Raw genomic sequence first — 10,882 nt, 5'->3', positions numbered from 1 at the left:
CGCGCGAGCCCGACTCCGGTGTTGCCGCTCGTGGGCTCGACGATCGCGGCACTGATCCTGATCTGGTCGTTCAACGGCGCAGGGTTCGACTTCATCAAGCTCGGCGACGGTGCGGTCAACATGGGCGAGTTCCTGTCGCGCCTGTTCCCGCCGGACTTCTCGAAGATCGGCATCATCCTCGCGCTGCTGCTCGAGACGTTCCAGATGGCGGTCGTCGGCACGGTGCTCGGCGCTGTGCTGTCACTGTTCGTCGCGTTCGGTGCGTCGTCGAACATCGCGCCGAAGTGGGTCTACTACCCGACGCGCTGGGTGATGAACATCATCCGCTCGGTGCCCGATCTCGTCTTCGCGCTCATGTTCGTCTCGGCCGTCGGACTCGGTCCGTTCGCCGGCATCCTGGCCATGACCCTCGGCTCGATCGGATCCATCGGCAAGATCTTCGCCGAGGCCATGGAGCAGGTCGACCGCGGACCCGTCGTCGCGATGGAGGCCGTCGGCGCCTCGAAGAGGCAGGTCATCCAGTACGGCATCCTGCCGCAGTCCGCGCCCCTGCTGACCTCGTACACGCTGCTGCTGTTCGAGGGGAACGTGCGCGGCGCGACCATTCTCGGCCTCGTCGGCGCCGGGGGCATCGGCCTCGAGCTGACCACCGCGATGCGCATGTACGACTACGGCCACCTCAGCGCCATCATCATCTGCATCATCGTGCTCGTCACGCTGATCGACCAGGGCAGTGCCCTCATCCGAAGGAGAATCACATGACCGTCGCTGACATCGACCTGGTGCTCAGCGCCCCCGTCAACCTGCGCGACCTCGGCGGAATCCCGATCGCCGGGGGAGAGCTGCGCGAGGGCGTCGCGATCCGCACCGACGACCTGGCGTACGTCACGACGGAGGTCGCCGCGCAGCTGGTCGCCGCCGGACTCACCGCCGTCATCGACCTGCGCTCGCCGCTGGAGGTGTCGGTCACGGGGCGCGGCCCGCTCGCCGACTACCCGGTCGCCTACCACCACCTGCCGTTGATCGCGGATGTCGGGCGCTCGATGGGGGAAGGCGCGACGGAGCTCAGCCACGATGCGATGGGCAGGATGTACCTGCGCATGGTCGAGGTCGCGGCGCCGCAGCTCGTCACCGCGCTCAACGTCATCGCGCACACCCCCGGGGTCGCGGCCTTCCACTGTGCGGCCGGGCGGGATCGCACGGGCGTGCTCGCAGCCATGCTGCTGCTGGCCCTCGGCGCGGCGGACGACGACATCGTCGCCGACTACGCGCGGACCGGCGACAACATGGTCGCGATCATGCAGCGCACCGCTCCCGTGATGGGCGCGATGTGGAAGGCGCTCGGCTTCGACGCCTCGGCGGCCAGTGCGACCTCGTCGCTGCTCGAGGGATCGATGGACGTGTCGATGCGCACACTGCTCGACACCCTGCGCGCGCAGCACGGCGACCCGCTCGGGCCGCTTCGCGCAGCGGGACTGTCGGATGCCACGATCGGCCGACTGCGGGAGCGGGCGTTGGCACGATGACGGGTGCCGCCGTGGAGGTGGGAGCGACGGGACCGACTGGCGTGGTCGAACGAGTGGATTCGACGACCTCGGATGCCGGGGCCATGGCACCCCGTCGTCCCGGTCGCCCTCGTGATGCGGACATGGACGGTCAGATCGTGGCGGCCACGCTCGCGATCATCGATGCCGGGCAGGAGGTGACGGTCAGCCGGGTGGTCGCGCGGAGCGGAGTCAGCCGCGCGGCGCTGTATCGGCGCTGGCCGTCGCTGACGACCCTGATCGCCGCGGCCCTCGACGTCGGGCGGATGGTTCCGCCGGAGTATCCGGATGACGTCGACCTGCGCGATGCGCTGTTCGACGGGCTGGGGCTCGGTGAGAGCGGAGTGGCGCTGTCCGTTGCGGCATCCGGATATTCCGAGGAACGCTTCCGGCAACGCATCCGACTCGTGATGGCCGACCGGGCGCTGCAGAAGGCGTACTGGCAGTCGCACGTCTCGCGCCGTCGCGTGCCGCTGGTGAACGCGCTGCGCGCGGGCATCCGTCGGGGCGAGTTGCGATCGGACCTCGATGTCGAGGCGTGCTTCGATGCCATGGCCGGCGCGGCGTATTACCAGATCGTCGTACGCGGTGACCGGATGGACGACCCCGCCGTCGCCGCCCGGGTCAGGGCTGCTGCCGAGGTGGTGTGGCGCGGGATGCTGACCTGAACGCGCCCGCCTCGTTGCTGCGGTGGTGAGTTCGGCTGATGATTCCCCGGATGGCGGGCGAATCGCCGGGGTCCGGTCAGCCATCCGGGATTCGGTCAGCCATCCGGCGTTCGGCGTTCGGGGGCCGGGGGCCGGGGTGCGGGGCCGGGGGGCCGGGGGCCGGGGGTGGAGGTGCATCCGGCTGATGATTCCCCGGATGGCTGACGCCTCCCCGGCATCCGGTCAGCCATCCGGGATTCGGTCAGCCATCCGGCAGCTGGCGACCCGCTATTCGAGCCACTCCGTGATGAAGCGGTCGCTCGCGTGGATGTGGGTGGCCTCGTAGGTTCCGCCGTCGAGTACTTCGAAGCGGTGGTCGACGAGTGCCGGAACCACGAGAACCTGACCGCCGGCGCCGACGACCTGCTCGTCGCCCACGGTGAAGAGTGCGCGCCCGCGATGGATCACGAAGGTCTCGGCGTAGGGATGCCGGTGCAGGCGCGGCCCGCCTCCGACCGTCGAGGTGAACTCGCGGATGATGCTCACGGGAGAACCGATCAGGTATCCCTCGATGTTCTCGTCGAGGGGCACGTCGATGGGTGCGATGGGCATGGTGCCTCCTTGCGGCTGAGGCTACCGAGGGGCGCGCCCGATCGGAAGGGGTGAGCGGTGCGCTGGCCGCTCTGTCGGGCAGACTTCTCCCTGTTAGGCGGACTTCTGCTCTCGAGACGTCCGCCCGACAGGGATTTCTCCGCCCGTCGGGGTGCCGCCCGCTCCCTCTCTCCAGTGCGCACGCGGATCGAAGGAGATCTCACGCAACCGAGGAGTACTTCGTGGATTGGCTCCTTCGCTGTGCGAGATCTCCTTCTGTCCAGGCGCAGGCACCCGCGCGGGTGCGCCGTCGGGATCCTGTGACCTCAGCGCGCCGCGGGCGCATCCCCGCTCGGCGCGATCGGCTCCGCATCCGTGCGCACACCGGGGTGGTCGCGTTCGAGGGCGGCACCCTCCATGTCGACGTTCGGGAGGATGCGGTCGAGCCACCGGGGCAGCCACCAGGCCGAGCGACCGAGCAGGTGCATGAGCGCCGGCATGAGCAGCATCCGGACGACGAAGGCGTCGAGCAGCACGCCGAAGGCGAGGCCGAAGCCGATCGAGCGGATGATGGTCGACTCCGAGAAGATGAACCCGCCGAACACCGAGACCATGATGAGCGCGGCCGCGATCACGACCGAGCGGCCGGCGCGGAAGCCCTGGGCGACGGCATCCCGTGCCGATGCTCCGTGCACGTACGCTTCGCGCATCCCCGAGGCGAGGAAGAGCTGGTAGTCCATGGCGAGTCCGAACAGGATGCCGACGAGGATCACGGGCAGGAAGCTCAGGATCGGCCCCGTGCTGTGCAGGCCGATGAGGTCGGCGCCCCATCCCCACTGGAAGACCGCGACGATCAGGCCGTACGTCGCGAACAGCGAGAGCACGAAGCCACCGGTCGCGATGATCGGCACGAGCAGCGAGCGGAACACGACGATCATGATGAGCAGCGAGAGTCCGACGACGACCACGAGGTAGATCGGCAGCACTCCGGCGAGGGCCTCGGAGATGTCGATGTTGATCGCGGCCTGCCCGGCGACGCCGAGCGTGATGCCGCCGTCGAGCTGCGGCAGGGCGCGGATGTCCTGCACGAGCTTCTCGGTCGACGAGCTGTTCGGGCCTTCGGCGGGAAGCACCTGGAACGCCAGCAGCGTGTTGTCGTCGGATGACGCGATCGGCGCGACCGCGACGACGTCGTCCTGGTCGGAGAGCGTCTGGGCGATCTCGACCTGCGTGGCGAGCAGATCGTCGTCGCTCACGGCGTCGTCCAGAGTCGCGGTCACGAGCAGCGGCCCGTTCGCGCCCTCGCCGAACTGCTCGTCGACGACGTGGAACGCGCGGTAGCTGGTCGAGTCCGAGGGCTCGCTCGCGCCGTCGGGCAGACCGAGGCGCATCGACATCGAGGGGATCGCGACGATCAGCAGGGCGATGACGCTGACGAGCACGGTGACGATCGCGCGCAGTGTCGACATGCGCTTCACGGGCTTGCCCGCGGCGTGCGGCCGACCGATCGTGGTGCGGGCCTTCCTGCTGAGAAGGCGGGTGCCGACGAGGCCCAGCACCGCGGGGGCGAGCGTGATGGCGACCAACACGGCGACCGCGACGCAGACGGCGCCGACGGTGCCCATGAGCCCGAGGAACGGCACACCCGTCACGTTGAGCGCGAGCAGCGCGACGATGACGGTGGTTCCGGCGAACACGACCGCGGTGCCCGAGGTGCCCGTGGCGAGGCCGATGGACTCGCGAACCGGAACACCGTTGAGCAGCTGCTTGCGGTGTCTGTTCACGATGAAGAGCGAGTAGTCGATGCCGACCGCGAGGCCGAGCATGACGCCGAGAACCGGGGTGACGGATGCCATGTCGACGACACCCGAGAAGGCGAGGGATGCGGTCACGCCGACGCCCACGCCGACGACAGCGGTGACGATCGGGAGGGCCGCGCCGATCAGCGTGCCGAGCATCACGATCAGCACGACCGCGGCGAAGGCCAGGCCGATGGCCTCGCCCACGCCGAAGATCTCGGGGACGCCCTGCGCGATGTCGGTGCCGAAGTCGACCTCGACACCGTCGATCGGCGAGGCTTCGAAGTGGTCGATCGTGCCCTGCTTGACCTCTTCGGAGAGCTCGAGGCGGGGATCTTCGAACGAGACGTTGACGATCGCGGTGGAGCCGTCGTCGGACACGACGCCGATGCCGTTCGTGAGGTCGAGGAGGGTGGATCCGAGTTCGACCTGCTCGGCGTTGTCGTCGAGCTCGGCGCGCGAGTCGTCGATCGTCTTCTGCTGTGCGTCGATCTCGGCGAGCTGCGCGTTCAGCGCGGAGAGCTGCGCATCGAGGGCGGCGAGCTGCTCGGCGGGAGCGCCGCCTGCGTCGGCCTGCGATCGCGCCGCGGTGAGCTGCTCGATCCCCGCGTCGAGCTGGGTGCGGCCGGCGTCGAGCTGGGCCTGCCCGGCATCGAGCTGAGCGCGTCCATCGGCGATCTGCGTCTCTCCGTCTGCCAGCTGCTGCGCCTGGTCGGCCTGCTGCTGCTGGGCGTCGAACGGGTCGACGACCGAGGCCACCCCGTCGAGGTCTTCGGCGCTCGCCGCCAGGGCGGAGATCTCCTGCTTCTGGTCGTCGGTGAAGGCCGAGCCGTCGGCCGTCTGATAGACCACCGTGCCGGTGCCGCCGGCGGTGTCGGGCAGCTTCTCGGCGAGCTGGTCGGTCACGGCGCCCGAGGCGGTGCCCGGGATATCGAAGCTGTTGCTCAGCGTGCCGCCGAGCGTCAGGAACGCGCCGACGCCGAGGCCGAGGATCACGATCCACGAGACGATCACCGTCCACGCCTTGCGCGCAGCGAGGGAACCCAGACGGTAGAGCAGTGATGCCAAGACGATCTCCTTCAGACGAACTGATCATACGGTGCGTCTCGTCTAGAGTTCTGTGGTTATCCTGAACGTGTGGTGAACGAGCATCGGAGCGGACCCGTGCGCAGCACGGCTGCGCGCGAGGCGATCCTCGACGCGACGTCGCGCCTGTTCCACAACCAGGGGTACGACCGACTCACGATCGAAGGCATCGCGAAGGAGGCCGGCGTCGGCAAGCAGACCATCTACCGATGGTGGCCGTCACGCGGAGCCCTGATCGGCGAGTGCCTCGCCGAGGGGCGTCTGATCCCCGTCGACTTCATCGTCCCCGACACCGGAGACCTCGCCGCCGACGTCGAGACCTGGCTGCGCAGCGTGTTGTCGATCCTCGAAGCACCCGAGGGCGGCGCCCTGCTGCGATCCCTCGTCGCGGCGGCCACCGAGGATGCCGGGGTCGGCGCCCACCTCGGAGAAAGCCTCGGCGTCGAGAAGTACCTGACGCAGCGGCTGCGCGGCGGCATCCGCGATGGACAGCTCGCTGAGGACGCTCCTGTCGAGCAGCTCGGACGAGCGATCCTCGGCGCGATCATCGTCGAGTCGCTCGGCCGAGAAGAGCACGACCCCGAGTCGATCGTGCAGCTGAGCCGCTACCTGTTCCGGCGCTGACGCCGACCGACGGGGCGTGCAGCCGTCACGAGGACGGCGACCCCGAGCGGGCGGCGACTCGGCGTCGCGCCGCACGCCAGTCCGTCGCACCCCGGACGAACATCACCGCAGCGCCGGTGAACGTCACGACGACGGTCAGGATCGACCACCACTCGGGCTGCACAGTCGGCAGGACGAGCATCGTTGCACCGAGGCTTGATGCTCCTCCGAGGAACCAGAATCCGGACTCGTCCATCCGGGCAGCATAGCGCTCGCATGACGAGGGACGTAATTCCGGAACCGTTGCACGGACGGGAGATCATCCCGCGACCGCCGCCTGGCCTCCTGTCCGCGCGTTCAGACCCGATCGGTGCCCGAAAGCGAACGATGTCGCATCTGCGCCGCGTCGCGCTCGGGCTGACTTCGTGGCCAGCGCGTCGACCGCCGCGTCCACCCGGCTTCTCCGCGAGACGAGCACGAGCTCGGTGCCGGCGCCGCTCTCGTCGATGACGGCGCGTCGGCTCTCGGCGATGCGACTCATGGCGCCCGCCGCGAATCCGCGCAGGAACCCGCTGCGAGCACGCCGCTTCACCCCGTCGCGCTGCTCGACGTAGAAGTGGCGATGCTCGAGTCACCAGCCGCGCATCGCGACCATCGCCTGCACCTCCAGGCTGGCTGTCAACGTCTGCGCCTGGCGCACGTCGGATTCGTGCCCGACCAGCAGCAGGCCCGCGATCGGCGGGTACTCGGCCAGAAGCGGCCGCACGGCACCGAGCGCGCTGGCGACGCCGATGCCGATCTCGCGGAGATCCTTCGCGTAGACGCCGCGGAACAGCATCCGCTCTGTGATGATCTGCTCCTGCGTCTGCCCCAGTCGCCCCCGCCGTTCGTCGATCTGCGCCTGTTCGATCCCGTATTTCACGATGAGTCGCTCGGCGTGCTCGGTCAGAGCCTCGGCCTCTTCGGGCGTCGTGCTCTCGGCCTTGGCGAGCAGCTTCGCGATCAGGTCGAGTTTGGCTTCGGTCATGGCATCCCCCTTGGGTTCGTGATGCCGTGAATCCTTCGCGGGGGTACCTACATTGCGAGGCCGAATTCCGGGGACTGTGGACGAACCCAGATCACGGATGCCGGTGCAGAAGAGGATGCCGCGAGCTCAGCCGGGCACGGGTGCGGACCCGACCGGAGACACGCCGCCACAACGGTCCGGTGCGCCGGGTGTCGGCCACGAAATCCGAAGCTGTGCCCGGTGTGGGTCGCCCGGCCGGGCCTCAGCCCAGGATCAGGGTGATGACCGTCGCGCCACCGCCACCGAGGATCAGTGCCACGATGACCGTCCAGGCGACGATGCGGATGCGCCGGTTGCGCCGCTCGCCGAGGTCGCCGTAGTCCTCGCTCAGGCCGTCGCCGCTCATGCGCCGACCGGCTCCGAGACGGTCGGGCCGAAGGCGGCGGGAAGCGTGGCCTGCGAGCGCTCGCGGATCTCGGCGATCGGAACCGTGAAGACGTCCTGCACCTCGAGCTTCGCGCCCTCGGAGTCGGTCACGCCGATGCGCATGACCGGGTAGTTCCGGCCTTCGCAGAGTCCGCGGAACTTCACGTCGTCTTCACGAGGCACGGTCACGATGACGCGACCGGTCGACTCCGAGAACAGGGCGGATGCGGCATCCACGCCGTCACGCTGGATGATCTCGTTCAGCCAGACGCGTGCGCCGACGCCGAAGCGCGAGACGCCCTCGGCGAGAGCCTGCGCGAGGCCGCCCTCCGACACGTCGTGCGCCGACGAGATCAGCCACTCGTCGCGGGCTGCGCCGAGCAGACCCGCGAGGCGCTTCTCGCCTGCGAGGTCGACCTTCGGGGGCAGTCCGCCGAGGTGCTGGTGCACGGTCTCGGCCCACGCCGAACCCGACAGCTCGGTCGAGGTCGTGCCGAGCAGGTAGATGTTCTGACCCTCGTCCTGCCATCCCGAGGGGATGCGACGCGAGACGTCGTCGATGATGCCGAGCACGCCGACGAGCGGGGTCGGGTGGATCGGCACGTCGCCGGTCTGGTTGTAGAACGAGACGTTTCCGCCGGTCACCGGAGTGCCGAGCTCGTAGCATCCGTCGGCGAGACCGTCGACGGTCTGCCCGAACTGCCACATGACCTCGGGGTTCTCGGGAGAGCCGAAGTTCAGGCAGTCGGTGATCGCGGTCGGCACAGCGCCGGTGACGGCGACGTTGCGGTAGGCCTCGGCGAGTGCGAGCTGTGCGCCCGCGTACGGGTCGAGCTGGCAGTAGCGGCCGTTGGCGTCGGTCGAGATGGCGAAGCCCAGGCCCGACTCCTCGTCGACGCGGATCATGCCGGCGTCGTCGGGGAACGAGAGGGCCGTGTTGCCGAGCACGTAGTAGTCGTACTGGTTGGTGATCCAACGGGTGTCGGCGAGGTTCGGCGAGGCGACCAGGTTGAGGAACTGCTCGCGCAGCACCTCGGGGTCGTTCGACCGAGGCAGGTTCTCGGCGGCATCCGCCTGCAGTGCGTCGATCCACGTCGGGTACGCGACCGGACGGTCGTAGACCGGGCCGTCGACCGCGACGGTCGAGGGGTCGACGTCGACGATGCGCTCGCCCTGCCAGTCGATGATGAGGCGGCCGTCGCCGGTGACCTCACCGAGCACCGACGTCTCGACGTCCCACTTCTGCACGACCGCGAGGAACGCGTCGAGCTTCTCGGGAGCGACGATCGCCATCATGCGCTCCTGCGACTCCGACATGAGGATCTCCTCAGCCGTGAGCGACGGGTCGCGCAGCAGCACGTTGTCGAGCGAGACCTTCATGCCGCTGTTGCCGTTGGCCGCGAGCTCGCTGGTCGCGCACGAGATCCCGGCGGCACCGAGGTCCTGGATGGCCTCGACGAGCTCGTCGCGGTACAGCTCGAGGCAGCACTCGATGAGCACCTTCTCGGCGAACGGGTCGCCCACCTGCACCGCGGGGCGCTTGGTCGGGCCCGTGGAGTCGAACGAGTCGGATGCCAGGATGCTGGCGCCGCCGATGCCGTCGCCACCCGTGCGAGCACCGAACAGCACGACCTTGTTGCCGACGCCGGTCGCGTTGGCGAGCTTGAGGTCTTCGTGGCGAAGGACGCCGACCGCGAGCGCGTTGACGAGCGGGTTGGCCTGGTAGACCGAGTCGAAGACCGTCTCGCCGCCGATGTTCGGGAGGCCCAGGCAGTTGCCGTAGAAGCTGATGCCGCTGGTCACACCGTGCACGACGCGGGCGGTGTCGGGGTGGTCGATCGCACCGAAGCGCAGGGCATCCATGACCGCGACCGGGCGTGCACCCATCGAGATGATGTCGCGGACGATGCCGCCGACGCCGGTCGCCGCACCCTGGAACGGCTCGATGAACGAGGGGTGGTTGTGCGACTCGGCCTTGAAGGTGACGGCCCAGCCCTCGCCGACGTCGATGACGCCCGCGTTCTGGCCCATGCCCACCATCAGGCGTTCCTTCATCTCGTCGGAGACCTTCTGGCCGAAGCGGCGCAGGTAGTTCTTCGACGACTTGTACGAGCAGTGCTCCGACCACATGACGGAGTACATGGCCAATTCGCCGGAGGTCGGGCGGCGGCCCAGGATCTCCTTGATGCGGGCGTACTCGTCATCCTTGAGGCCCAGCGCTGCGTACGGCTGCTCCTTCTCGGGAGTCGCGGTGGCGTTCTCGACGGAGTCGGGGACGTGCTTGTGGGCAGGTGCAGGGGCGGTGGTCACGCGCACTCCTAGATGAGGGGCCGGCGGGGCATGGCCAGTCTACCGGGGGATGCCGGGGGCCCGGGTTCGTGCGTCGGGGCGACGGATGCCGGCATCCGCTGCTCGCGTCTACGTCAGGAGCGGTCCGAGCTCCCGTGCGGCCGCGATGACGGAGACGGCGATCGAATCGGACTCGTCGATGTATCGGCGCGGACCCGAGTAGGACAGCGCTCCGGCAAGCGCGCCGGAGGCGTCGGTGATCGGCGCGACCAGACACCCGCGCTGACCGTCGCGAGTGCGGATCACGCCCTGCTCGCGGAGCTCGGTGACGAGGTCGTCGGCGACGTGCTCCCCGCGGACGACCTCCCCTCGCATGACGAGTGGCAGCAGACCCAGCGCGTATCGGGTGGGCTCGTGCTGCAGGCCCAGCCGGTTCGAGAGGGGAAAGTCGGGGTCCTCATCGGCGATGACGACTCTGCCGTCGCGGTAGAGGACGAGGTGGATGCCACCCCGCGCGCTCGCCCTGGTGCGCTCGAGGACGTCGCGTGCGGCGCGGGGGACGCGCTCGACGGCGATGCTGCCGGCCAGCAACGCCACTTTCGTGCCCAGGGCGAAACCGGTGAGATCCGGGGTCCGGACGAGGTATTCGTCCTGCACCAGCAGATTGAGCAGGCGATAGGTCGTCGCGCGCGGCATCCCCAGATGCTCGGCGAGTTGCCGCGCGGTGACGCCGGCTCCCATCGCCGCGACGGCTTCGAGCATCGACAGCGCACTGTGGATGGCGGTGGGCTGGCGGGCCGAGATCGATACCCCGTCGCCGCCCGTCATCCGTCGGCGTCCCCCGGTTCGCCCCCGTGTGCGCCGCTGCTGCCGTCGCCTGCGCCGCCGTCG

At 69.2% G+C, this 10,882-nt stretch carries 12 protein-coding genes; 4 read left to right on the top strand and 8 right to left on the bottom strand.

The features are described 5' to 3' along the window. The 3 genes from phnE to RTM68_RS13795 all read left to right on the top strand — a co-directional run. On the top strand, nucleotides 1-762 hold a 762-nt coding region (phnE, locus tag RTM68_RS13805), incomplete at its 5' end, for a phosphonate ABC transporter, permease protein PhnE (RefSeq protein WP_312171879.1). Then, nucleotides 759-1,526 (top strand): tyrosine-protein phosphatase, encoded by a 768-nt coding sequence (locus RTM68_RS13800; protein ID WP_312171877.1) that lies wholly within the window; start codon nucleotides 759-761, stop codon nucleotides 1,524-1,526. The genes phnE and RTM68_RS13800, both read left to right, overlap by 4 nt. Before the next feature lie 122 nt (nucleotides 1,527-1,648). Next, the gene (locus RTM68_RS13795) at nucleotides 1,649-2,212 is read left to right on the top strand and encodes a TetR/AcrR family transcriptional regulator C-terminal ligand-binding domain-containing protein (RefSeq protein ID WP_312171874.1); all 564 of its coding nucleotides are present in this window, start codon (nucleotides 1,649-1,651) and stop codon (nucleotides 2,210-2,212) included. 267 nt (nucleotides 2,213-2,479) lie between these two features. Here the strand turns inward: RTM68_RS13795 and RTM68_RS13790 are convergent, their stop codons facing one another. Then, nucleotides 2,480-2,803 (bottom strand): cupin domain-containing protein, encoded by a 324-nt coding sequence (locus RTM68_RS13790; RefSeq protein WP_312171871.1) that lies wholly within the window; start codon nucleotides 2,801-2,803, stop codon nucleotides 2,480-2,482. Between the two features lie 305 nt (nucleotides 2,804-3,108). Further along, complete coding sequence (locus RTM68_RS13785) at nucleotides 3,109-5,649, bottom strand: MMPL family transporter (RefSeq protein ID WP_312171869.1); 2,541 nt, start codon at nucleotides 5,647-5,649, stop codon at nucleotides 3,109-3,111. 69 nt (nucleotides 5,650-5,718) lie between these two features. On the opposite strand from RTM68_RS13785, the gene RTM68_RS13780 reads away from it, so the two are divergent. Next, nucleotides 5,719-6,291, top strand: a complete 573-nt coding sequence (locus tag RTM68_RS13780) for a TetR/AcrR family transcriptional regulator (RefSeq protein ID WP_312171867.1) — start codon at nucleotides 5,719-5,721, stop codon at nucleotides 6,289-6,291. Nucleotides 6,292-6,316: 25 nt separating this feature from the next. Here RTM68_RS13780 and RTM68_RS13775 read toward each other — a convergent pair whose 3' ends face one another. The 6 genes from RTM68_RS13775 to RTM68_RS13750 all read right to left on the bottom strand — a co-directional run. Then, on the bottom strand, nucleotides 6,317-6,526 hold the full coding sequence (locus RTM68_RS13775) for a hypothetical protein (RefSeq protein WP_312171865.1): 210 nt from the start codon (nucleotides 6,524-6,526) through the stop codon (nucleotides 6,317-6,319). A gap of 63 nt (nucleotides 6,527-6,589) precedes the next feature. Then, entirely contained in the window at nucleotides 6,590-6,862 is a 273-nt protein-coding gene (locus RTM68_RS13770; RefSeq protein ID WP_312171863.1) for a hypothetical protein, read from the bottom strand. Nucleotides 6,863-6,901: 39 nt separating this feature from the next. Continuing rightward, a complete protein-coding gene (locus RTM68_RS13765; protein ID WP_312171861.1) occupies nucleotides 6,902-7,297 on the bottom strand; it encodes a DUF2786 domain-containing protein in 396 nt (131 codons plus the stop codon). Between the two features lie 241 nt (nucleotides 7,298-7,538). Beyond that, nucleotides 7,539-7,682 carry a hypothetical protein gene (locus RTM68_RS13760; RefSeq protein ID WP_312171858.1) on the bottom strand — a complete coding sequence of 48 codons (144 nt, stop codon included), beginning with the start codon at nucleotides 7,680-7,682 and terminating at the stop codon, nucleotides 7,539-7,541. After that, nucleotides 7,679-10,012 (bottom strand): phosphoribosylformylglycinamidine synthase subunit PurL, encoded by a 2,334-nt coding sequence (gene purL / locus RTM68_RS13755; RefSeq protein ID WP_312171855.1) that lies wholly within the window; start codon nucleotides 10,010-10,012, stop codon nucleotides 7,679-7,681. Before purL ends, RTM68_RS13760 begins: the two co-directional genes overlap by 4 nt. A gap of 108 nt (nucleotides 10,013-10,120) precedes the next feature. Next, the coding region (locus tag RTM68_RS13750; RefSeq protein WP_312171853.1) for a helix-turn-helix domain-containing protein at nucleotides 10,121-10,882 on the bottom strand (762 nt) is incomplete at its 5' end.

Source organism: Microbacterium sp., from assembly GCF_031988965.1.
Classification (GTDB): Bacteria; Actinomycetota; Actinomycetes; order Actinomycetales; family Microbacteriaceae; genus Microbacterium.
Note: the sequence above shows the minus strand (reverse complement) of the source record. Positions and strands in the feature narration are given on the sequence as shown.

Excerpts from the sequence above, each read along its gene's own strand:
- RTM68_RS13800 (WP_312171877.1), top strand. The coding sequence starts at position 759 with ATGACCGTCGCTGACATCGACCTGGTGCTCAGCGCCCCCGTCAACCTG.
- RTM68_RS13795 (WP_312171874.1), top strand. The coding sequence starts at position 1,649 with ATGGACGGTCAGATCGTGGCGGCCACGCTCGCGATCATCGATGCCGGG.
- RTM68_RS13790 (WP_312171871.1), bottom strand. The coding sequence starts at position 2,803 with ATGCCCATCGCACCCATCGACGTGCCCCTCGACGAGAACATCGAGGGA.
- RTM68_RS13775 (WP_312171865.1), bottom strand. The coding sequence starts at position 6,526 with ATGGACGAGTCCGGATTCTGGTTCCTCGGAGGAGCATCAAGCCTCGGT.
- RTM68_RS13765 (WP_312171861.1), bottom strand. The coding sequence starts at position 7,297 with ATGACCGAAGCCAAACTCGACCTGATCGCGAAGCTGCTCGCCAAGGCC.
- RTM68_RS13760 (WP_312171858.1), bottom strand. The coding sequence starts at position 7,682 with ATGAGCGGCGACGGCCTGAGCGAGGACTACGGCGACCTCGGCGAGCGG.